Here is a 21,374-nt window from a genome sequence, read left to right as displayed (position 1 = left end):
CCGGTCACCCGGGACGCCGCCTCACGGCCGGCTCACCTCCCGCACCTCGGGCACCCGGTCGAGCCGGATGCCGAAACGGTCCCGGTAGGCGGTCAGCACCTCCTCGTCCGTGCCCAGTCGCCGCTCCTCGCGCTCGCCGGCGCCCGCTTTGGTGAGGACGAGCTTGCGGCCGCTGAGGGTGACCCGGCCGCCGTCCTCGGTGACCCGTGAGCAGACCAGGGACTGCCGGAAGTGCGAGCTCGGCGAGGTGCTGTGCCACCAGGCCCCGGTCACGAAGTCCCCAAGCACGCGCGGACGCCGCTCCAGCCGGTACGCGGGCTTGCCGTTGCGCAGCACGTCCAGGTCCCCCGACCCGCCGGCGTCGTCTCCGCCCCGCACCCCGGCCGCGTCCGGCCCGGCCTCGGCGATCCGGAACGTGCCTCCGGGGTCCTCCTGGTCGCCCCGCTCCTCCAGCGCCAGCGGGTGGTGGCTGTGGGCGCCGAAGCCCACGTCGGTCAGCCAGTCGCCGCCGTCCACCGTCCGTACCCGCAGCGCGAGATGGTCGTACGGGATGCCCAGCCGGCCGCCCTCCCCGTAGACCCGCGCCGCGAGCAGGGTGACGTCGTAGCCCAGGGCCATGAGCAACGCCCCGAAGGCACCGTTGAGTTCGTAGCAGAAGCCGCCCCGCCGCGCGCCCACGAGCTTGTCCAGCAGCGGCTTCTCCTCGAGCACGATCTCCTCCCCGAGGTGGATGGAGAGGTTCTCGAACGGCACGGTCTGCAGATGCCGCAGGTGCAGCGTGCGCAGGGCGTCGTCGGTGGGCCGGGCGGGGCGCTCGACGCCCAGCCGACCGAGATAGGCCTCGATCTCTTCGGAGTTCATGCACTTAGTCTCCCGTCCATGCGTTTCAAGTCTCCCTCCGGTGTGTTCGGTCCGGGCCGTGGCAGTTCTGTGCGTTCAGTCCTCGGCGACGCGCAGGGCGCCGGGTGTGCCGGTGACCGCCAGGGCTCCGTGGTGGTCGGTGCGCAGCACCATCGATCCCTGGGCGCGCAGGGCGGCGACCGTGCCGGGGGCGGGGTGGCCGTAGGTGTTGTCCGCGCCGACGCTGATCAGGGCCAGCCGGGGTGCGGCACGGCGCAGCAGGTCGGGGTCCTGGTAGGCCGAGCCGTGATGCGCGACCTTCAGGACGTCCACCCCGGCGAGGGCCGCGCCCGCCGGTGAGCGGGCCAGGGCCCGCTGGGCGGGGGGTTCCAGGTCGCCGAGCAGGAGGATGCGCAGGCCGGCCGTGCGGGCCAGGAGGGCCACGCTGGCGTCGTTCGGGCCCAGGGGTTCGGGGAGGGCGGTTCCCGGCGGGGGCGGCCACAGCACCTCCCAGGTCAGTGCTCCCGTGCGGCGTTGCTCCCCGGCGGCGGCCCGGGTCAGCGGGATGCCCCGGGCGGCCGCCAGTCTGCGGACCGACGCCGCCTGCGCCTCGGGCTCCTGGAGGCCGGTGGTCTCGATGGCGCCCACGGATCTCCCGCGCAGCACTCCGCTCAGGCCTGCCACGTGGTCGGCGTGGAAGTGGGTGAGGACGACGAGGGGGATGGTGGTGATGCCGAGGGAGTGCAGGCAGCGGTCGATCGGTTCGGGGTCGGGGCCGGTGTCCACGACGACGCCGGTGCCCTCGCCCGCCGCCAGCACCAGTGCGTCGCCCTGGCCCACGTCGCACATCACCAACCGCCAGTCCGGTGGCGGCCAGCCGGTGACGGCCCGGGTCAGCGGGGGCGGGCGCAGCACCACGAGCACCAGCAGCAGCGCGCACGCCCCGCACCACCAGGGGTGCCGCAGCAGCCGTCGGCCGGCGAGCAGCGCGGCCGGGGTGAGCGCGCCGAGCAGGGCCGCGCCGGTCCAGCTGCCGGGCCAGTCCACGCCCGCGCCGGGGAGGGCGGCACCGGTGCGGGCGATCTGTGCGATCCACTCGGCGGGCCAACTCGCGCACCAGGCCGAGGCCTTGGCGGCCGGCATGGCCCAGGGTGCGGTGGCCAGTGCGCCGAAGCCCAGCACGGTGGCCGGTGCCAGGGCGCATTCCGCGAGGAGATTGCACGGCACCGCGACCAGGCTCACCCGGGCGGACAGCACGGCGACCACCGGAGCGCACAGGGCCTGTGCCGCACCGGCCGCGGCCAGCGCCTCCGCGAGCCGGGGCGGGACCCCGTGCCGTTGCAGCGCCGTGCTCCAGCGCGGTGCCAGCGTGAGCAGCGCGCCGGTGGCGAGCACGGAGAGCAGGAAGCCGTAGCTGCGGGAGAGCCAGGGATCGTGGAGGACCAGCAGCAGGACGGCCGTGGCGAGCGCCGGGATCAGGGATCTGCGGCGCCCGGTGGCGAGCGCCAGCAGGGCGACGGATCCGCAGGCCGCCGCCCGCAGCACGCTCGGGTCCGGCCGGCACACCACGACGAAGCCGAGACAGAGCACGGCTCCCAGGAGCGCCGTGGCCCGCAGGGGGATGCCGAGCCGGGGCGCCAGGCCGCGGCGCTCCGCGCGCTGGGCCAGACCGGGAGGGCCGAGCAGCAGGGCGAGCAGGATGGTGAAGTTGGAGCCGGAGACGGCGAGCGTGTGCGTCAGGTCGGTCTCCCGGAACGCCTCGTCCAGCTCGGGCGTGATCCGGGAGGTGTCCCCGACCACCAGCCCCGGCAGCAGTGCTCGCGCGTCGGCGGAGAGCCCGTCGGTCGCCTCGCGCAGACCGGCACGGAGCCGTTCCGCGAAGCGCTGCACGGCCGACGGTTCGTCTGCGACCACAGGCCCGCTGCGGCCCTTGACCCGCAGGACGGCCGCGAACCGGTCCCCGCTCGCGAGCGCGGGCGCGAGCCGCCCCTCGAGCGCGAGTCGGGTGGAGGGCAGCAGTCCCAGCCAGGCCGAGCGGGCGTCAGGTGGGCGTCCGGCTGGTGGAGTCGGTGAGGTTGACGGGGTTGGTGGCGTCGAAGTCCCGGTTCTGCTCCCGCCGGTCTTGCCCGCCCGGGGGTCGACGATCAGCAGGACCGGGGTCCGGGTCAGCTGCTCGGGCCCGCCGTCCGCTCGCCGGAGCCGGCGCACCTCGCCCTCGATCAGCACCACCGGCGGGGTCATGTGGGCGCCGCTGACGCGCGGGCGGCTGAGCCGGGGGTCGGAGGTGACCTCGACCTCGGCCGTCACGGTCACGAACTCCCGTGCCAGCGCCGGTACCGGGCCCCGGCGCAGATCCGCGCCGTGGAGTCCGGCCGAGGCAGCCGCCGCGGCGACGCACACCAGCACGGCCGAGGCGGAGACCCGTGTCGGTGCGGGGCGCCGGCTCCTCCGCCGGAGGGCGAGCAGCCCGCCCGCGGCGAGCAGGGCGACGAGCACCACCCCTGCGCTGACGCCGGAGGGTGCGGGCAGCAGCAGCGCCGCCGTGGCCCAGGCCGCCAGCGCCGGTGGCACCAGCCGGAGGTCCGCCGGCCCTTCCTGGCGCGGCCGGGCGGCTCCCAGCCGGTGCCCGGAGCGGGCGTGCACCGGAGACCGGGGGCCGGGGGTGTCCAGCGCGGCGTTCATGGCCGGACGAGATCCCGCAGCTCCGCGAAGCGGCGGTCACCGATGCCGCTCACCTCGCGCAGTTCGTCCACCGAGCGGAAGCCTCCGTTGCGGGTGCGGTACTCGATGATGTGCTGGGCCAGCACGGGGCCGACTCCGGGCAGGGTGTCCAGTTGCTCGGGTGTGGCGGTGCTCAGCGAGACGGGAGCGGTCGGCCCGGCACCTGCCGTCCCGGTCCCGTTGGCGGCCGTCATGCCCGTCGTGCCGTTCCCGCCGGGCGCCGGGCCTCCGACGACGACCTGCTCCCCGTCGACCAGGAAGCGGGCCCGGTTGAGGCCGTCGGTCTTCGTCCCGGGGCGTACTCCGCCCGCCGCTCGCAGGGCGTCCTCCACGCGGGAGCCTGCCGGCAGGCGGTGGACGCCCGGGTCTCGCACCTTGCCGCTGACGTCCACGACGATCTCCGCCGCGGCGGAGGCCGGGACCTCCGCCGCGGCGCGCGGGGCCGGCTCGGGAACGCTCGGTGAGGCGGCTGCGCGCAGCACCTCGGGGGGCTCCACCGGCTGAGTCCGTCCCGCCCAGAAGTGCTGGACGGCGAAGCCCACCGCGACCACCAGCACCACCGACAGAGCGATCAGGCTCCGGCGCTCCATCCCGCACCGCGACTGGATCCACAGCGGTAACCGCTCGCGAAGAGCGAGACCCCAGCGCTCCCGGCGGCTGGGGGGACCGGGCGGACCGGGCGCGGGGCCGGGGGCCTCCTCCGAGTCCGCCCGCTCGTCGTCGGTCGCGGCGGGCGGCGTCACCGGCACGCCTGGGACGCCTGGCGCGTCTGCCCAGCTCGGCACCCGGCGCCCGCCCCGCGCCCCGAACAACGCCTCAGCGCGCCGCCGGAGTTCGTCCGCCGGGGCTTCGCGGTCCTCGTGCCGGTGCCGGAGACCGTGACGGGGCCGCCGGTGACGGACGCGGCCGTCGGAGGCGGGACCGCGGCCCGGACCGCTGCTCGCAGTGGCTGTGCGTGTACGTGATCGAAGTGCCATGCGACGAGGATCGGGGGCCTCGCCGGAACCGCGATGATCTTGCTCGGTTTCCGTGGACTACCCGCGGGTTGTGGACAACTCCGTCACCCGCAGGGTGACAGTCGTCTCACGGCGCCACCTCACCACGCCCCTCACGGCGCGCCATCTCACCGCGCCGAGACCACGACCCCCAGCAGCCCGGGCCCGGTGTGCGCCCCGATCACCGCCCCCACCTCGCTGACATGCAGATCCGCCAGCCCGGGGATCCGGTCCCGCAGCCGCTCCGCGAGCGCCGCCGCCCGTTCCGGCGCCGCCAGATGGTGCACGGCGATGTCGACCTCCGCGCCGCCCGCCCGCTCGGCCGCGATCTCCTCCAGACGGGCGATCGCCTTCGACGCCGTGCGCACCTTCTCCAGCGGCTCGATCCGCCCGTCGGCCAGCTGCAGCAGCGGTTTCACGGCGAGGGCCGAGCCCAGCAGCGCCTGCGCCGCCCCGATCCGGCCGCCGCGGCGCAGATAGTCCAGGGTGTCGACGTAGAAGTAGGCGGAGGTGCCCGCGGCGCGCTTCTCGGCTGCCGTGACCGCCTCGTCCACCGTGCCGCCCGCCTCCGCGGTTTGCGCCGCGGCCAGGGCGCAGAAGCCGAGCGCCATGGCGATCATGCCGGTGTCCACGACCCGCACCGGCACCGGCGCCTGCCGGGCGGCGACGACGGCCGCGTCGTGGGTGCCGGACAGCTCGGCGGACAGGTGCAGGGAGACGATGCCGGTGGCACCGGCCTCGGCGACCTTGCGGTAGGTCTCGGCGAAGACCTCGGGGCCGGGCCGTGAGGTGGTGACCGGGCGGCGCTTCTGCAGCGCCTGGGCCAGGGAACGGGTGGAGATCTCGGTGCCCTCCTCGAGCGCGCGGTCGCCGAGGACCACGGTCAGGGGTACCGAGGTGATGCCGTGCCGCTCCATCGTCCGGGCCGGGAGGTAGGCCGTTGAATCGGTGACGATCGCGACATGGCGGGACATGAGCTGGAGGTTACCCGGCGCGCCGCCCGCACGGCAGCCCGGCCCTGCGGGCGGAGTGCTGCGGTGTCCGGATCATGTGGTGCTCTCGGGGCGGCGCTTCTTCTCCCAGGGGTAGGCGGGGCGCGGTGCGGAAGGTGCGATGGCGGGCCGCTGCCGCCCGGCCTCCGGCTCCTGTGCCTTGGCCGGTTCCTCGGGCCAGGTCTGACCGGCTGTCGGGGACTGGGCGGGCGCCTCGGGCCACGGCGCGGCGGTCGACGAGCCCGGCCCGCTCCCGGACGGCGTCTGCCCGCTCACGGGCGGCTCCTCGGTGATCCAGTGCCGCAGGGCCCCGGCCTCCATGTCGATCTGTGTGCTGAGTGATTCCAGGTCGTCCTCGGCGAAGCGGCGGGCGCGGTCGAGGGCGGCCCAGCGCAGGGAGTCCGCCGACTGTGTGATGCGCTCGGTGCGCTCGCGCAGGCCGGGCAGCCGCCCGGCGAGGGCGGACCGGTCCGGCTCGGCCTCGAGGCGGCGCAGCTCCGCGTCCAGCTCGTGGCCGTGGGCGCTGAGGCGCTCGAAGAGGGCGAGGGACTCCTTGACCGACTCGTCGTCGGCGGCGGCCGCCTGGAGCGTGTCCTGGGTGGCCCGCATGGAGGTGCGCAGCTTGAGCCGGAGTCGGGCGACCTCGGCCGCGGGGCCGGGCGCGACCAGGGACTTGACCTTCAGGGTGTGGTCCTCGACGGTGCGGCGGGCCTGGGTGATGTGGCGGTCGGCAGTGCGCTTGGCGGCGCCGACGACCTTCACCGTGGCGTAGACGCCGAGCACCATCAGGAGCACGAAAAGCAGGGCGACAACTGCGAACACTGCCTCCACGGGGCTCCTCCTGAGGGCCGTAGCACCTGTACCGGCACGCTCCGCGCCGCTCTTCCACGGTAAACGCAACGGGCAGGGGCGGAGTTCCGGTGGAACCCCGAACCTGCCCGCAGACGAGAGCCCGGCTACCCGTAGGGGACACCGGCCCGTCCCTGGGGGACCAGCCCCCAGGGACGATCAGGCCCCGCCAGGGGTGATCAGACCGGAACGATGTTCACCAGCTTCGGCGCCCGCACGATCACCTTGCGGATGCCGGCCCCGCCCAGCGCCGCGACGACCTTCTCGTCGGCCAGGGCCGCCTGCTCCAGCTCCTGCTCGGAGATGTCCGGCGACACCTCCAGGCGGGCCTTGACCTTGCCCTTGACCTGCACCACGCAGGTGACGGTCTCGTCGACGACGTAGGCCGGGTCGGCCACCGGGAAGTCCTGGTAGACCACGGTCTCCTCGTGGCCCAGCCGGCGCCACAGCTCCTCGGCGATGTGCGGGGCCAGCGGCGCGATCAGTTTCACCAGCGGCTCGGCGACCGAGCGCGGCACCGGGCGGCCCGCCTTGGTCAGGTGGTTGTTCAGCTCGGTGATCTTGGCGATGGCGGTGTTGAAGCGCAGGTTCTCCAGGTCCTGGCGGACCCCGTCGATCGCCTTGTGCAGGGCGCGCAGCGTCTCCTCGTCGGGCTCGGCGTCCACGACGGTGACCTCGCCGGTGGCCTCGTCGACGATGTTGCGCCACAGGCGCTGCAGCAGCCGGAACTGGCCGACCACCGCACGCGTGTCCCAGGGCCGGGAGACGTCCAGCGGGCCCATCGCCATCTCGTACAGGCGCAGGGTGTCGGCGCCGTACTCGGCGCAGATCTCGTCCGGGGTGACGGCGTTCTTCAGGGACTTGCCCATCTTGCCCAGCAGGCGGGTGACCTTCTCGCCCTGGTAGTAGTAGGCGCCGTCGCGCTCCTCCACCTCGGCGGCCGGCACCGCGATGCCGCGGCTGTCGCGGTACACGTAGGCCTGGATCATGCCCTGGTTGAACAGCTTGTGGAACGGCTCCGCCGAGGAGATGTGCCCCAGGTCGTGCAGGACCTTGGACCAGAAGCGCGCGTACAGCAGGTGCAGCACGGCGTGTTCGGAGCCGCCGACGTACAGGTCGACGCCGCCGTGCGGCATGCCCTCGCGCGGGCCCATCCAGTAGCGCTCGATCTCCGGGTCGACCAGCTGCTCGCTGTTGTGCGGGTCCAGGTAGCGCAGCTCGTACCAGCAGGAACCCGCCCAGTTGGGCATGGTGTTGGTCTCCCGCCGGAAGCGGCGCGGGCCCTTGCCGTCGCCCAGGTCCAGGGTGACGTTGACCCACTCCTCGTTGCGCGACAGCGGCGTCTCGGGCTGGGTGTCGGCGTCGTCCGGGTCGAAGGTGCGCGGCGAGTAGTCGTCCACCTCGGGCAGTTCCAGCGGCAGCATCGACTCGGGCAGGGCGTGGGCGATGCCGTCCTCGTCGTAGACGATCGGGAAGGGCTCGCCCCAGTAGCGCTGACGGCTGAACAGCCAGTCACGCAGCCGGTAGTTGACGGTGCCCTCGCCGTAGCCCCTGCTCTCCAGCCACTCGGTGATGCGGGCCTTGGCCTCGGTGACGTTCAGGCCGTCCAGCGAGATGTCCTCGCCCGAGGAGTTCACGATCTTGGCGTCGTGGGAGACGAAGGCGTCGTCCCACGTGGCCGGGTCGGTGCCGCGGCCGTCGGTGGGTTCGACCACGCAGCGGACGGGCAGTTCGAAGGCGCGGGCGAACTCGAAGTCGCGGGAGTCGTGGCCGGGGACGGCCATGATGGCGCCGGTGCCGTAGCCCATCAGGACGTAGTCGGCGATGAAGACGGGCACCTGCTCGCCGTTGACCGGGTTGGTGGCGTAGGCGCCGATGAAGACGCCGGTCTTGTCCTTGGCCTCGGCCTGCCGCTCGACGTCGGACTTGGCGGCGGCCTGGGCGCGGTAGGCGGCGACGGCCTCGGCGGGGCCGGCGTGGCCGCCGGTCCACGCCGGGTGGGTGCCCTCGGGCCACTCCTGCGGGGTGAACTTCTCCACCAGCGGGTGCTCGGGCGCCAGCACCATGTAGGTGGCGCCGAACAGGGTGTCGGGGCGGGTGGTGAAGACGGTGATGCGCTCGCCGTCGATCGGGAAGTCGACGCGGGCGCCCTCGGAGCGGCCGATCCAGTTGCGCTGCTGCAGCTTGATGGCCTCGGGCCAGTCCAGCGCCTCCAGGTCCTCCAGCAGGCGGTCCGCGTAGGCGGTGATGCGCATGTTCCACTGGCGCAGGTTGGCCTTGAAGACGGGGAAGTTGCCGCGCTCGGAGCGGCCCTCGGCGGTGACCTCCTCGTTGGCCAGCACGGTGCCCAGGCCGGGGCACCAGTTGACCGGCGCGTCGGAGGCGTAGGCCAGGCGGAACTCGCCCAGCACGTCGGCCCGCTCGGCCTCGCTCAGCTCGCTCCAGGGGCGGGTGTGTCCCGGTACCTCGCGCTCACCGGACTCGAACTCGGCGATCAGCTCGGAGATCGGGCGGGCCTTGCGGGCCTTGTCGTCGTACCAGGAGTTGAAGATCTGCAGGAAGATCCACTGGGTCCACTTGTAGTAGTCGGGGTCGATCGTGGCGAACGACCGGCGCTTGTCGTGGCCCAGGCCCAGCCGGCGCAGCTGGGTCTTCATATTCTCGATGTTGGCCTCGGTGGACACGCGCGGGTGCGTGCCGGTCTGCACCGCGTACTGCTCGGCGGGCAGGCCGAAGGCGTCGAAGCCCAGGGTGTGCAGCACGTTGTGGCCGGTCATGCGCTGGAACCGGGCGTAGACATCGGTGGCGATGTAGCCCAGGGGGTGGCCGACGTGCAGGCCCGCACCGGAGGGGTACGGGAACATGTCCATGATGAACTTCTTGGGCTTGGCGACCGTCTCGGGGTCGCCCGCCAGGTCTCCGGTGGGGTTGGGGGCGGCGTAGGTGCCCTCGGCGTCCCAGAAGTCCTGCCAGCGTGCCTCGATCTCGGCGGCCAGGGCGGCCGTGTAGCGGTGCGGCGCGGCCTCCGCGGCGGCGGCAGCGGGGTTCGTCTCGCTCATGTCCTCAAAGCTCCATCGATCGTCTCTGCCTGCGACCTGCGACTTCCGGGAAATGAAAAATCCCCTCGCACAGGAGGGGACGCCGCGCCGACTCCGGCCACCCGATGCGAACGGCTCTCGGGCGATGGCCGGGACTGATCAGCGCGGCCCGCTAAGCAGAAGGCGTACGGCACGCATGGCGCAAGGGTACCGCAGCGCCGGAGCCGCCCGCGACGCACTTCCCGGCGCGTATCGCCTGAACGCCGCTCAAAAGTTACTTCGCGTAACAGCCACTAAGGGGCATTACAACGACCAGATGCTCTTTTGATAACAGCGCAATAACTCAAACCTCGTACCCACCGGTATCACTGGGCTTAGAGTGCGGCAGCGGGACCGCTTTACCGAACCGTTCGGAGTTGCCCCATGAACCTGCCTCCACACAGCAGCCCGCCGCCCCTGAGGGGCCGGCCGGCTGCCGATGCGCCGTGCCCGTCCGCCGCCGAGACGCGGGGAGGTAGGCAGTGAGGCCGGACGACAGCACGGCGGACGACTGGATCCTGGAGTTCCTCAACTTCGGCGTGGGCGTCCTGTCGCTGGTGTGCCTGAGCTGCTCGGTGATCTGGGGCCTGGTCGCCCAGGACCGGGTGCTGCTCGGGGTGCGTCAGCGGATCATGGCGCAGGCGGTGCACCGCACCACGGCGGTCGCCTCGATCCTGTTCCTGCTGGTGCACATAGCCATCAAGCTGATCCTCGACCACACCTCGTGGATCGCCGCGGTGATCCCCTTCGGCCTGGCCCTCACCGACGACGAGGTGGTCCTGGGCCGGACCTTTCTCATCGGCCTGGGCACCATCGCCGCGATGCTGATGATCTTCGTGGGCATCACCGGCATCCTGCGCAACCGCTTCGCCACCCCGGCGCCCGTCGCCGCCCGCTGGCGGGCCATGCACATGCTGGCCTATCCGGCCTGGTGCGCCGCGCTCGTCCACGGGCTCTACGCGGGTCGAGCGGCCAAGCCGATCTTCATGATCCTCTACGGCCTGTCGGTGCTGGGCGTCACCGCGGCCCTGGTGCTGCGCGCCTCCCCGCGCTCGGTCAAGCGCAGGGTCGCCGACGGGATCACCGGCTTCCTCGGCATCACCGAGGACCAGCCGCGGCGCGAGGAACTGCTGGAGGAGAGCAGGTCCCGGGCCGCGGAGGCCACGCTGCCCGGCTACGAGGGCCGCGCCGGCGGGTCGAAGCGCGACGACGGCCCGCGTTTCGAGAAGGCCGAGCGGCCGGCCGCGGCGGAGCCCGCGAACGGGTTCGCCGCCGCCTACCGCGCGGTCTCTGCGCCGCCCCAGACCCAGCAGATGCCGCAGTTCACGGACCAGACCGCCACGTCCCCGCTGGACCTGCAGTCCACCGGCACCATGCCGCAGGTGGACTCCACGGGGAGCATGCCGCGGATGGACTCCACGGGCGGCATCCCGCAGGTGGACTCCACGGGCAGCCTGCCCCGGGTGGACTCCACGGGGAGCATGCCGCGCGTCGACTCCCCCTCCAGCACCTCGGGCAACTGGCCGATCCCGTCCCCGCCGCCGGTCGGCGAGGCCCCGCCGTCGGCCTACGACCCGCTCAACGACACGGGATACACCATCCCGGCCTACAACAATCCGGGCGGACCCGGCTACGGCTCGAGTGATGTGTACGACACCGGTGAGACGAACACCCTCTCCGGGACGTACAACCCGAGTGACACGTACAACAGCGGTCCCGCCACTGAAACACTCCCCGGTGCGTCCTCGTCCTACGACTTCGACGCTCCGGGCTCGGGCGAACCTTGGAACATGCCTTCCGGAGGCTATAAGTGAACGAGGCCCTGCCCGACGTCCCCGAAGTCCGCGTCGTCGGCCTTCCCCAGCTCACGTCGGGCTTCGACCTTGTGGACCGGCTCGATCTGCCCATGCACCTCAAGGTGCACGGGCCGCTCGAGCCGATGGGCGGCGAGCAACTCGCGTCGCTCGCCGAGCGCATCAATCTCAGGGGGCGCGGCGGCGCGGGCTTCCCCTTCCACAAGAAGCTGCGCTCGGTCGCCGAGTCGGCGATCAAACGCGGCGTCCGGCCGGTCGTCGTGGTCAACGGCAGTGAGGACGAACCGGCCTGCCGCAAGGACACGGTGCTGATCAACCGTGCCCCGCATCTGATCCTGGACGGCGCGCTGCTGTGCGCCGAGGCCATGGGAGCCCGCACGCTCGTGGTGGGGGTCACCCGTGAGTCGACCCAGCGCTCGATGGAGAAGGCGCTCGCCGAGCGCGGCCTGAGCAACGGCCGCCGCTCGGCGCTGCGGGCACGGGTGCAGCGCAACCCGGTCCGCATGGTGACCGGCGCCGCCGCCTCCCTGATCCGCTCCATCGACGGCGGCCCGGCGATCCCGCCCGGCCGCAAGATCAGCGCGTCCAAGAGCGGCGTCGGCGGCGCACCCACCCTGCTCTCCAACGCCGAGACGTTCGCGCAGCTCGCCATCGCCGCCCGCATCGGCCCGGAGCGCTACTGCAACACGGGCCTGTACGACGAGCCGGGCACCGTGATGCTCACGGTGTCCGGGGCGGTGGCCCGTCCCATGGTGATCGAGGTGCCGACGGGCGTGCCGCTGCGCTATGTGCTGCAGCTCGCCGGGGCGCCGCCGGTGCCGCAGGGCGTGCTGACCGGCGGCTACCACGGCAAGTGGATCGACGCGGCGACCGTCAACGAGGCGATCGTCTCCCGCAACTCACTGGACGCGGTGGGCGGTTCGCTCGGCGCCGGCGCGATCCTGCCGATCAGTCAGGAGACCTGCCCGCTGGGCGAGTCGCTGCGGGTGGCGCAGTGGCTGGCCGAGGAGAGCGCGGGCCAGTGCGGCCCCTGCTACCTGGGCCTGCCGGCCGCCGCGCGCGGCATGGAGGACATCCTCAACGGCGGCGGTCCCGCCGCCCTCGAGGCGCTCAAGCAGGTCGCCAAGAACGTGAAGCGCCGCGGTGCCTGCTCGCACCCGGACGGCTCCGCGATGTTCCTGGAGTCGACGGTCAAGGCGTTCACCGACGACCTGGCCGCCCATGTCCTCGGCAACGGCTGCGGACGGCCCGTGCACGGCGTCCTGCCGCTCTTCGAGGGGGGCAGGGCACCGACGGGCATCCCGGGCGGCGGGCAGTCGGAGGAGAACGGCCCCAGCCGTCAGAAGATCTTCGTCGACTGGACGCTGTGCCGGGGTCACGGCCTGTGCGCGGACATCCTGCCGGAGGTCTTCCAGCTGGGCGCGGACGGCTTCCCGACGGTGGCTCAGGCCCCGGTGCCGCGCTATGCGGAGGCCAAGGCGATGCGGGCGGTGCGCCGCTGCCCGGCGCTGGCCCTGCGCATCGAGGAGGAGGGGCCGCAGGCGAAGGCCCCGAGCCGGAACCTGCCGGTGCTCTCCCAGGGCCGCGGACGGCGCGCCCTGGGGCGCTGAGGACACGCCTGCGGCGCGCGGGCCCCGGTTACGCCACCGGGGCTCGCGCCCCGGCCCGCAGACGGGTGCCCAGGGCCCGTACACGACCACTGCGCACCACGCGCCCCGCGCACCCGCACCCGCACCCGCACCCGCACCCGCACCCGCACCCGCACAAACGACGATCCCCCGGTCCGTCAGGACCGGGGGATCTTTCTGTGGAGCTAAGGAGAATTGAACTCCTGACCTCCTGCATGCCATGCAGGCGCTCTACCAACTGAGCTATAGCCCCTTGTTGTCCGCCTTCCGGGTTTCCCCGGCGGCGACGCCAACATTACACGGTCCCCCCGGCCCAACACCAAATCGTTTCCGGTGTGCCCGATTTGGCGCCTTTGTTCTTTGGTCGGGGAGCCTGGCCCGCTCAAGGAGCCGTGCGGGCAGGAGGCCGCCGCCTCGAAGGTCACGCCTCCTGGAACGGCCCCGCGGCCCCGCGGTCACGCGGTCACGCGGTCACGAAGGAATAGAACCGCTTGAGGGTGCAGTGCTCTTCCAGGAGCCGGCCGTAGATCGGCTCCCCCTCGAGTTCCCGGTACGTCTCGATGGGGTCGCCCTTTATGATCAGCGCCCGCGCGCATTCCTCGCACCAGTACTGGTAGTCGGGGTTGATCGGCTCCATGTCGCGGACGATCGGCGTCCCGCTGCCGCACCAGTCGCACTTCCGCCTGTGTGCACCCATCGATCAGCTCCAGCTGTGGCCGCAGGCCGTGCACACGTACGAGATGCCACCGTTGTCGCCGAGCACCTGGGCGACATGGGCGGAACCGCAGGAAGGGCAGTGGATGCGGGTCGAGGTCCGTAGCGTCAACACCGCTGTGAGGAGGTGTCCGACCTCCTCGCGGATGCTCACAGGCATCGCAACTCCCTCCCGTCGGGCCGCGCCCCCTTCCGGCCGTTTGATTCTGCCACGACCGGGCCAATACGGTCAGCGACGCCGTGGTACCGGTCGGGACACGAATGGGCGCCTCGTAGAGGTATACGCCTGTCGGACGCGGTCTGCTCAACCCGGGGAACGAAAAAATCCCGCCCCCCTGAGGGGAACGGGATCTTCTCTGTCGAGCTGTGGAGCTAAGGAGAATTGAACTCCTGACCTCCTGCATGCCATGCAGGCGCTCTACCAACTGAGCTATAGCCCCTTGGCTTGGTCACGCGGCCAAGCCGCATGTTGTCCGCCCCCCGCTCGGCGGGCGAACAAGAAGAACTTTAGCCTGTGACCTGCCGGAAAGTGAAATCCGGGTCCCGGCCCGGCGCGACCTGGCCGGTCGCCGCTCAGTCGTCGTCGCCCAGCACCGGTTCGGGCAGCGTGCCGGCGTTGTGCTCGAGCAGCCGCCAGCCGCGGAGGCCCTGGCCGAGGACGGACCAGCAGCAGTTGGTGAGACCGCCGAGGCTCTCCCAGTCGCGCGGATCGAGACCCAGCAACCGGCCGATGGTCGTACGAATGGTGCCACCGTGGCTGACGACGACCAGAGTGCCGTCCTCCGGCAGCTTCTCCACGTGCCGGAGCACCACGGGGGCGGCCCGGTCGGCGACCTCGGTCTCCAGCTCACCGCCGCCCCGGCGCACCGGCTCGCCGCGCTTCCAGGCGGCGTACTCGTCGCCGTACCGGGCGATGATCTCGTCGTGCGTCAGGCCCTGCCAGACTCCCGCGTAGGTCTCCCGCAGGGCCTCGTCGAGGGTCACCTCCAGGCCGGTGAGCGCGGCCAGCTCCGCGGCGGTGTCCGCGGCGCGCCGGAGGTCGGAGGCGATGATGGCGTCCGGGCGCAGACCGGCCAGCAGCCGGGCGGCCCGGCGGGCCTGGGCGCGGCCGGTCTCGGTGAGCTCCACGTCCGTGCTGCCCTGGAAGCGGCGCTCCACGTTCCAGCGGGTCTGGCCGTGGCGCCACAGGATGATGCGGCGGCCCTTCGTCCGGGAGCCGCCCACCTCTCCGGTGGTGCTCACCGCCACTCACCGCCCGTCTCCGCTGCGGCCTCGGCCTCCTGCTGCCGGGCGTGCTCGGCGGCCTTGCCGCGGGTCGCCTTGGCGTCCTCGGGCAGCTCCAGCTCGGGGCAGTCCTTCCACAGCCGTTCCAGGGCGTAGAAGACGCGCTCCTCGCTGTGCTGGACGTGGACGACGATGTCGACGTAGTCGAGCAGGACCCAGCGGGCCTCCCGGTCGCCCTCACGGCGGACCGGCTTGGCGCCCAGCTCCTTCTGCAACCGCTCCTCGATCTCGTCCACGATGGACTTGACCTGGCGGTCGTTGGGCGCGGAGGCGAGCAGGAAGGCGTCGGTGATGGACAGCACGTCACTGACGTCGTAGGCGACGATGTCGTGCGCGAGCTTGTCGGCGGCCGCCTGGGCGGCGGTGGTGACGAGCTCGAGGGAACGGTCGGTTGCGGTCACTACAAGGCTTTCGGTCGGCGGACACTACGCCCTCCAGGGTCTCACGGACCGGCCGGGCCACCTGACGCATTTACGCGCGCAGCCGGCCCGGCCGCTACGAACCGGGGTCGTAGTCCTGGCCCAGGACGACCGACACCCTGGCGCCCGCTGAGACCTCGCCCTTGGTGACGGAGCCCGCCGGCAGGCCCAGCGTCTTGGCGACCTCGGTGGCGTGCTCCTTGTCGGCGGCCTCGGCGTAGACGACCCTGGACGTCGCCGCGGCGCCGGTGCTGCCGCCCTCCAGGAAGGTGAAGCCGCCGTTGAGCAGCGTGACCCGGGCCTTCTCGGTGTTGTCCTTCACCCCTGTGGCGTTGCGCACGCTGACGCTGACGGCGGCGTCCTTGTCGGGACTCTTGGCGGTGCCGCCGAGGATCTTCTTGACCACGCCGTCGCCGGCCCGGGCGCTGATCGTGCCGTCCTGCTGCACCGGCAGCATCGTGGTCGTGTGGTCGCCGCCCTTGGCGAGGTCGGAGAGCCGGGCGAGGAAGGATCCGAGGTCGGCGTCGGTCAGGGGCGGCTCGATGATCTGCCCCAGCGTCTGCACGGTGGTGGTGGCGGCGTCCGGGTCGGAGGTCATCTTGCGCAGGACCCCGTGCATCACCTGCCCGAACCGCTTGAGCTGGGCGTCGGAGGACTCGCCGGGCGCGCGGTAGGTGGCGTAGGCGACGGCCATCTTGCCGCTGAGGGTCTGCTTCTCCCCCTTGCGGACCAGCGGGCTCTGGCCCTTCTTCTTGGCGTCCGGGTCGGGCACGTCGGCGTCGGTGTCGATCTCGATGTTGCCGACCAGGTCGACCAGGGTGAGCAGGAACGGCGTGTCCAGCCGCCAGGTGCCCTCGATCTCGGTGCCCAGGACCGTGTCCAGGGCGGTCCGGGTGGCCTCGGAGCCGTCGTCCTCGACGGACTTGGCGAGTGTGGTGGTGGTGCCGTCCTCGGCGGTCAGCGCCAGCGAGTTGGGCACCAGCACGGTGGTGCCCTGCTTGGTGGTGGTGTTGTCCACCAGCAGCGCGGTGGAGGTGCCGCCCTTCTTGGTGTCGTGCAGATGCACCACGATCACGTCGCGCTTCTGCGCCGCCGCGGCGGTCGTGGTGCCCGTGCCGGTGCCGGAGCCGGACAGGCCGGGCAGCTTTCCGGCGTACCAGAGGTAGCCGACGCCGCCGGTGGCGACCAGGGCGAAGACCACGGCCAGGGCGATGAGCCGGCTGCGGGCGCGGCGGCGGGCCTCCTCGCGGCGCTCGGTGCGGTTCTCGGTGAACTTCAGCCAGTCGATGACGTCCTCGGAGGCGTCGTCCGGGTCCTCGACGAAGGCGAACTGCTCCGTGCGGTACTCGCGCTCCGGCTCCCCGGCCCCGTCCGGCTCGCCGGGGCCCGGGTGCTCCCCGTCGACGGGCCCGGGCTGCTGCGGGATGTGCGCGGTCTGCGGGCCGCCGCCATAGGGGTCGTACTGGCCCTGCGGGGGCTGGGCGGCGTGCGGCGGGGCCTGGGCGGGGATGTGCGGCTGCCGGGGCTGCTGCTGCGGCTGCTGCGGCTGACCAGGGACGCCGTAGGGGTCGTAGCCGCCGTAGCCGCCGTAGGACTGGCCCGACGGGTCGGGCGGGAACGCCGAGGGGTCGTAGCCGCTCTGGGGTTCGTAGCCGGTCCCGGGCTGACCGGCTCCGGTGGTGTACGGGTCGTAGCCGTACTCCTGCTGTCCGTGCTGCTGGTAGGGGTCGTGAACCTGCTGGGGCGGGGCCTGCCGGTAAACAGGCCGGCCGTACTCGTCGTAGCCGACGAGCTCGTACGGGGCGGACCCGTCGGTCCCGTAGCCCGCGTCGTATCGGTCGTTCACCGGTGCCCCTCTCGGCTCACTCGCCGCGGTACAGCGCTCGCTTGGCGATGTAGCGCACGACTCCGTCCGGCACCAGATACCAGACGGGTGCTCCCTTGGCGACTCTCGCACGGCAGTCCGTGGAGGAGATGGCGAGGGCCGGAACCTCGACCAGGGTGACCCCGCCCTCGGGCAGCCCGGGGTCACTGAGGTGATGGCCGGGCCGGGTGACGCCGATGAAGTGCGCCAGGGAGAACAGCTCCTCGCTGTCGCGCCAGGTCAGGATCTGGGCGAGGGCGTCGGCGCCGGTGATGAAGAACAGGTCGGTGTCCGGGTTGAGTGCGCGCAGGTCGCGCAGCGTGTCCACGGTGTAGGTGGGGCCGCCGCGGTCGATGTCGATGCGGCTCACCGAGAACTGCGGGTTCTCGGCGGTGGCGATGACCGTCATCAGGTAGCGGTCCTCGGCCGGGGAGACCGAGCGGTGGCTCTTCTGCCACGGCTGCCCGGTGGGGACGAAGACCACCTCGTCCAGGTGGAACTGGGCGGCGACCTCGCTGGCCGCCACCAGGTGCCCGTGGTGGATCGGGTCGAAGGTGCCGCCCATGACACCGAGGCGGCGCTTGCCCGACCTCACGGGGCCGCAGCCGGGGCCGGTAGGCATGTCCTGCTGTCCCATGCGTGCAGACCCTACCGGCCCGGCCCGCGGGTCTCGGTCACCAGTTCCCCTGGTCGCCCGTGAGGGGCTCAGCGGTCGCGGTTGAAGCGGGTGGTGATCCACAGCAGGAGCAGCAGCGCGAACAGGGCGCCGCCACCGGTGAGGTAGGGGCTGAGGCTCTCGTGGTTGCCGCCCTCTCCGCCTTCGGAAGCGAGGGTGACCAACTGGGCAGCGGTGCTGTGGAAGCTCATCTTCGGCAGGACCTATCGCGTGTGGGCGGGATAAAGACGTCGGCTCATCGTAAGCGGGCGCCTTCGTGACGATCACGCCGACTCCGCGCTTGCGGCAACCTTCGCGTGCTCTCAGTCGTCCTTCTGCCTGTAACCGCGGAGCAGGAACCACGCGGTGAGCGCACAGCCCACCACCATCACGACGAGGGCGATCCTGATCACCTGGGTCTCCTTGGCGGGTCCGGCGCCGTACTGCCCGTCCACGGTAAACCCGCCTAGGCTGGGCCTCGGCCCCGGGAGCACGGCCGAGGCACGCAGGGACCCGGGACCACCCGACGCACTTGGGGGAAACATGTCCGACGGCCACCAGCACAGCGGGCACGAGCACGTGCCGGGCAGGCAGCGCAGGCGCTTCCCCGGGATCTCCTCGCGCGCCTACGAGCATCCGGCCGACCGCTCCGCCCTGGTGGCGCTGCGCAAGCTCAGCGGCTTCGACACGGTCTTCAAGGCGCTGAGCGGCCTGCTGCCGGAGCGCAGCCTGCGGCTGCTGTTCCTGTCGGACTCGGTGCGCGTCTCCGACCGCCAGTTCGCCCATCTGAACGACATGCTGCGGGACGCGTGCTACATCCTGGACCTGGAGAAGGTCCCGCCGATGTACGTCAAGCAGGACCCCGTCCCGAACGCCATGTGCATCGGCATGGACGAGCCGATCATCGTGGTCACCACGGGCCTGGTGGAGCTGCTGGACGAGGAGGAGATGCGGGCGGTCGTCGGCCACGAGGTCGGGCACGCGCTGTCCGGGCACGCGGTCTACCGCACGATCCTGCTGTTCCTGACCTCGCTCGCGGTCCGGGTGGCGTGGATCCCGCTCGGCAACTTCGCGATCATGGCGATCGTGACGGCGCTGCGGGAGTGGTTCCGCAAGTCGGAGCTGTCCGCGGACCGCGCCGGGCTGCTGGTCGGCCAGGACGTGCACGCCTCGATGCGCGGCCTGATGAAGATCGCCGGCGGCAACCACCTGCACGAGATGAACGTGGACGCCTTCCTGGAACAGGCCGAGGAGTACGAGGCGGGCGGCGACCTGCGCGACTCCGTGCTGAAGATCCTCAATGTGCTGCCCCGCTCCCACCCGTTCACCACCGTGCGGGCGGCGGAGCTGAAGAAGTGGGCGGCCTCCCGCGACTACCAGCGGCTCATGGACGGCCACTACCCGCGCCGGGACGAGGACAAGGACGCCTCGGTGCGGGACTCCTGGCGGGAGTCGGCAGGCTCCTACGCGGACGAGGTGAAGACCTCCAAGGACCCGCTGATGAAGCTGGTCAACGACATCGCGGGCGGCGCCGGTGACCTGGGCGAACGGGTCTGGCGCGGGTTCAGCGGGTTCGCCTCGCCCAAGCCGCCCCGGCCCAAGGACGAGCAGCCGCCCCGGCCCGAGGACGAGCAGCCGCCCCGCGACGAGGACTGAGCCCGTCGCCCGTCGCGACCGGGTCCGTCGGAGCTAGAGCTTCGGCTGCGCCGCCGGTGCCAGGGCGCCGCACAGGGCGGGCGTGCCGCCGGTTGCGTACGGGTCGGTGCCGGCCGGGCCGCGCTGGTCGGCCGTCTGCCCGGCGAGCAGCGGGCGCAGCCGGGCGGCGGAGTCCTCGGCGCAGGACATCGGGCCGGCCTGGACGTGCGAGACGACCAGCTCGGCCTGGTGCAGCCGCAGGTCCTCGCGGTCGAAGCGGAAGTGCAGCTCGCGCCGGACGGTGAACAGCGACGCCCGCGCGTCACGGTCGGCGCCGGCCGGGCGCAGCGCGTAGACGAAGGTGTGGTCGGAGAGGACCTCCAGGGTGGAGGAGTCGGCCTCGGTGGCCTGGAGGGTGCCCTGGACGCGCACCTTGCGGTCGGCCAGCTGGGCCTGGGCCGGGTCGAGGCGGACCAGCCACCCGGTGAGCGCGTGCCGGCCGTCCGCGGCGGGCCGGGCCAGGCTCCGGTCGAACTGGTCCAGCTGGTCGGGGTCGAGCAGCACCCGCACCGAGCGGGTCGCTCGGCCGGTGAGCACCTCGGGGTCGAGCGAGGAGCGGACGATGTAGTCCTTCGCCGTGGTCAGCGCGGAGACCACCTGGCTCTCGGAGAAGTGCGCGGTGCGCCGGGAGGCCGGCAGCGGTACGCCCTCGGCGCCGATCCGGAACTGGGCCGCGGGGCTGCTGGTGTAGAGGTGCTCGACGTCGGTGTGTCCCGGCACCTTGCCCTCGGGAGCGAGCGGCACCACCGTCATCCGCAGCGGCTCGGCCGGCTCCCGCGCGGCGGGGCTCTGGTAGGGGTGGCGTATGCCCATGTAGAGGGCGGTGCCGAAGGCGAGGGCGATCAGCACGACCAGGACCAGCGCCTGCCGGGAGAGCCCCGCCCTGCGCAGTGGCGGGCGGCGCCGGACCGCGGGAGCGTGGTCGGTGATGCGTTCCTGGGCGGAGTACTCCTGAAGGCGGGCAGCACGGACGAAGGACTCGTCGAAGACGACGGACCGGTACTCGTCCTCGCCACCTCTCGGGGTGCCCTCGGGGTTCCCCTCGGGTGGGTCCGCAGGCCCTTCCATATCTTCAGGGTAGGTCCGCGGGACGCCGGGTAAACGCCCCGCCGGGCGACAAGTTCTGACAGGTTCTCACCAAGAAATGCACCCGGGACCGCACCCGGAACGGCACCCGGAACGCACCCTCCGTCCGGCCCTGTCCGGCGCGCTGCGCGGCACGCGTCCGGCGCGTACACGCGGGCCTGCGTCAGGGGCTGGGCGGGAGCACCGGCACGGTCGGCGGGGAGTGGTCCGCGGACGCCGACGGCACCGCCGTGCCGCCCTGGGCCGGCTCGGTGGTGACGGGCGGCGGCACCTGCTCCTCGCGGCCCGAGGAGGCGCCGCGGTAGACCGCCGTGAAGGCGAGCGCCACCATGCCGATGCCCATGACCAGGGCGAGCACCCAGGCGACCGGCCGGTGCCAGCGCACCTGTCTGCCGTACGGGCCGGCGTGGCCGTAGCCGTCCTCCAGGACGTCGAGGTCCTCGTCCTCGTCGTCGGGGTCGGGGTCGGCCCGGTAGCGGCCGTAGCCGTCGTCGTAGCGCTCGCCTCCGGAGCGGGCGCGGTGGGCCTCCGCCTCGGAGGCCTCGGCTCTGGCCTGCGCCGCGGCCAGGAGGCGCTCGACGGCGGTCGGCTCGTGCACCGTGGCCGCACGTACGAAGGCCTCGTCGAAGACCACGGAGGCGAACTCTTCGTCCGACACCCCGCGGTCGTGGTCGTCGTCGGGCTCCCAGCCGTCAGGGAACGGCGTGCCCCCCACGTCCTCCGGCACGGATCCAGAGTAGA

General features: G+C 72.5%; 19 protein-coding genes and 2 tRNA genes. 3 read left to right on the top strand and 18 right to left on the bottom strand.

Translation table 11 applies throughout. The annotated features are described in order from the left end of the window. Window positions 1-21: 21 nt before the first annotated feature. The 6 genes from HCJ93_RS16285 to leuS form a co-directional block, all read right to left on the bottom strand. Window positions 22-861, bottom strand: coding sequence for an arylamine N-acetyltransferase family protein (locus tag HCJ93_RS16285; protein ID WP_167996438.1), 840 nt, complete (start codon window positions 859-861; stop codon window positions 22-24). A 75-nt stretch (window positions 862-936) separates the two neighbouring features. Then, window positions 937-3,522, bottom strand: a complete 2,586-nt coding sequence (locus HCJ93_RS16280; protein ID WP_167996437.1) for a ComEC/Rec2 family competence protein — start codon at window positions 3,520-3,522, stop codon at window positions 937-939. Beyond that, a complete protein-coding gene (locus HCJ93_RS16275; RefSeq protein ID WP_373563586.1) occupies window positions 3,519-4,304 on the bottom strand; it encodes a ComEA family DNA-binding protein in 786 nt (261 codons plus the stop codon). Before HCJ93_RS16275 ends, HCJ93_RS16280 begins: the two co-directional genes overlap by 4 nt. Window positions 4,305-4,684: 380 nt before the next feature. Continuing rightward, the gene (locus HCJ93_RS16270; protein ID WP_167996435.1) at window positions 4,685-5,530 is read right to left on the bottom strand and encodes a DegV family protein; all 846 of its coding nucleotides are present in this window, start codon (window positions 5,528-5,530) and stop codon (window positions 4,685-4,687) included. Window positions 5,531-5,602: 72 nt separating this feature from the next. Next, window positions 5,603-6,379 carry a hypothetical protein gene (locus HCJ93_RS16265; RefSeq protein WP_167996434.1) on the bottom strand — a complete coding sequence of 259 codons (777 nt, stop codon included), beginning with the start codon at window positions 6,377-6,379 and terminating at the stop codon, window positions 5,603-5,605. Between the two features lie 197 nt (window positions 6,380-6,576). Continuing rightward, window positions 6,577-9,456: a leucine--tRNA ligase gene (leuS, locus tag HCJ93_RS16260; protein WP_167996433.1), complete on the bottom strand. Its 2,880-nt coding sequence runs from the start codon at window positions 9,454-9,456 to the stop codon at window positions 6,577-6,579. A gap of 500 nt (window positions 9,457-9,956) precedes the next feature. Here leuS and HCJ93_RS16255 point away from each other — a divergent pair, with 500 nt between their 5' ends. Together HCJ93_RS16255 and HCJ93_RS16250 are read left to right on the top strand one after the other, a co-directional pair. Further along, window positions 9,957-11,288 carry a ferric reductase-like transmembrane domain-containing protein gene (locus HCJ93_RS16255; protein ID WP_167996432.1) on the top strand — a complete coding sequence of 444 codons (1,332 nt, stop codon included), beginning with the start codon at window positions 9,957-9,959 and terminating at the stop codon, window positions 11,286-11,288. Continuing rightward, a complete protein-coding gene (locus HCJ93_RS16250; protein ID WP_167996431.1) occupies window positions 11,285-12,898 on the top strand; it encodes an NADH-quinone oxidoreductase subunit NuoF family protein in 1,614 nt (537 codons plus the stop codon). Before HCJ93_RS16255 ends, HCJ93_RS16250 begins: the two co-directional genes overlap by 4 nt. A gap of 198 nt (window positions 12,899-13,096) precedes the next feature. Here the strand turns inward: HCJ93_RS16250 and HCJ93_RS16245 are convergent. From HCJ93_RS16245 to HCJ93_RS29880, 10 genes are all read right to left on the bottom strand, one after another. Further along, window positions 13,097-13,169 (bottom strand) — tRNA-Ala (locus HCJ93_RS16245). A 210-nt stretch (window positions 13,170-13,379) separates the two neighbouring features. Beyond that, window positions 13,380-13,613, bottom strand: coding sequence for a hypothetical protein (locus HCJ93_RS16240; RefSeq protein ID WP_006136074.1), 234 nt, complete (start codon window positions 13,611-13,613; stop codon window positions 13,380-13,382). A 3-nt stretch (window positions 13,614-13,616) separates the two neighbouring features. Continuing rightward, window positions 13,617-13,790 carry a hypothetical protein gene (locus HCJ93_RS16235; RefSeq protein ID WP_167996430.1) on the bottom strand — a complete coding sequence of 58 codons (174 nt, stop codon included), beginning with the start codon at window positions 13,788-13,790 and terminating at the stop codon, window positions 13,617-13,619. A gap of 207 nt (window positions 13,791-13,997) precedes the next feature. Continuing rightward, window positions 13,998-14,070 (bottom strand) — tRNA-Ala (locus HCJ93_RS16230). Between the two features lie 133 nt (window positions 14,071-14,203). Further along, window positions 14,204-14,872, bottom strand: a complete 669-nt coding sequence (locus tag HCJ93_RS16225; protein ID WP_167996429.1) for a histidine phosphatase family protein — start codon at window positions 14,870-14,872, stop codon at window positions 14,204-14,206. Beyond that, window positions 14,869-15,315: a ribosome silencing factor gene (gene rsfS / locus HCJ93_RS16220; protein WP_167996428.1), complete on the bottom strand. Its 447-nt coding sequence runs from the start codon at window positions 15,313-15,315 to the stop codon at window positions 14,869-14,871. The genes HCJ93_RS16225 and rsfS overlap by 4 nt, the downstream gene beginning before the upstream one ends. 94 nt (window positions 15,316-15,409) lie before the next feature. Beyond that, complete coding sequence (locus HCJ93_RS16215; RefSeq protein WP_167996427.1) at window positions 15,410-17,179, bottom strand: LCP family protein; 1,770 nt, start codon at window positions 17,177-17,179, stop codon at window positions 15,410-15,412. A 16-nt stretch (window positions 17,180-17,195) separates the two neighbouring features. Next, window positions 17,196-17,834, bottom strand: a complete 639-nt coding sequence (gene nadD / locus HCJ93_RS16210) for a nicotinate-nucleotide adenylyltransferase (RefSeq protein WP_167996426.1) — start codon at window positions 17,832-17,834, stop codon at window positions 17,196-17,198. A gap of 68 nt (window positions 17,835-17,902) precedes the next feature. Next, on the bottom strand, window positions 17,903-18,064 hold the full coding sequence (locus tag HCJ93_RS16205) for a hypothetical protein (RefSeq protein WP_167996425.1): 162 nt from the start codon (window positions 18,062-18,064) through the stop codon (window positions 17,903-17,905). Window positions 18,065-18,175: 111 nt separating this feature from the next. Continuing rightward, window positions 18,176-18,307: a hypothetical protein gene (locus HCJ93_RS29880; RefSeq protein ID WP_277350730.1), complete on the bottom strand. Its 132-nt coding sequence runs from the start codon at window positions 18,305-18,307 to the stop codon at window positions 18,176-18,178. A gap of 88 nt (window positions 18,308-18,395) precedes the next feature. On the opposite strand from HCJ93_RS29880, the gene HCJ93_RS16200 reads away from it, so the two are divergent. Continuing rightward, entirely contained in the window at window positions 18,396-19,508 is a 1,113-nt protein-coding gene (locus HCJ93_RS16200; protein ID WP_167996424.1) for a M48 family metallopeptidase, read from the top strand. 33 nt (window positions 19,509-19,541) lie between these two features. Here HCJ93_RS16200 and HCJ93_RS16195 read toward each other — a convergent pair whose 3' ends face one another. Both HCJ93_RS16195 and HCJ93_RS16190 read right to left on the bottom strand, forming a co-directional pair. Continuing rightward, the gene (locus HCJ93_RS16195; protein ID WP_167996423.1) at window positions 19,542-20,615 is read right to left on the bottom strand and encodes an SCO2583 family membrane protein; all 1,074 of its coding nucleotides are present in this window, start codon (window positions 20,613-20,615) and stop codon (window positions 19,542-19,544) included. Window positions 20,616-20,796: 181 nt separating this feature from the next. Further along, complete coding sequence (locus tag HCJ93_RS16190; protein ID WP_444875655.1) at window positions 20,797-21,360, bottom strand: SCO2584 family spore wall biosynthesis protein; 564 nt, start codon at window positions 21,358-21,360, stop codon at window positions 20,797-20,799. Between the last annotated feature and the right edge of the window lie 14 nt (window positions 21,361-21,374).

The organism is Streptomyces composti (assembly GCF_012034205.1).
In the GTDB taxonomy this organism is placed as follows: domain Bacteria; phylum Actinomycetota; class Actinomycetes; order Streptomycetales; family Streptomycetaceae; genus Streptomyces; species Streptomyces composti.
Note: the sequence above shows the minus strand (reverse complement) of the source record. Positions and strands in the feature narration are given on the sequence as shown.

Coding starts and splice junctions, on each gene's coding strand:
- HCJ93_RS16285 (WP_167996438.1), bottom strand. CDS start 861: ATGAACTCCGAAGAGATCGAGGCCTATCTCGGTCGGCTGGGCGTCGAG.
- HCJ93_RS16280 (WP_167996437.1), bottom strand. CDS start 3,522: ATGAACGCCGCGCTGGACACCCCCGGCCCCCGGTCTCCGGTGCACGCC.
- HCJ93_RS16270 (WP_167996435.1), bottom strand. CDS start 5,530: ATGTCCCGCCATGTCGCGATCGTCACCGATTCAACGGCCTACCTCCCG.
- leuS (WP_167996433.1), bottom strand. CDS start 9,456: ATGAGCGAGACGAACCCCGCTGCCGCCGCCGCGGAGGCCGCGCCGCAC.
- HCJ93_RS16240 (WP_006136074.1), bottom strand. CDS start 13,613: ATGGGTGCACACAGGCGGAAGTGCGACTGGTGCGGCAGCGGGACGCCG.
- HCJ93_RS16235 (WP_167996430.1), bottom strand. CDS start 13,790: ATGCCTGTGAGCATCCGCGAGGAGGTCGGACACCTCCTCACAGCGGTG.
- nadD (WP_167996426.1), bottom strand. CDS start 17,834: ATGGGACAGCAGGACATGCCTACCGGCCCCGGCTGCGGCCCCGTGAGG.
- HCJ93_RS16205 (WP_167996425.1), bottom strand. CDS start 18,064: ATGAGCTTCCACAGCACCGCTGCCCAGTTGGTCACCCTCGCTTCCGAA.
- HCJ93_RS16200 (WP_167996424.1), top strand. CDS start 18,396: ATGTCCGACGGCCACCAGCACAGCGGGCACGAGCACGTGCCGGGCAGG.
- HCJ93_RS16195 (WP_167996423.1), bottom strand. CDS start 20,615: ATGGAAGGGCCTGCGGACCCACCCGAGGGGAACCCCGAGGGCACCCCG.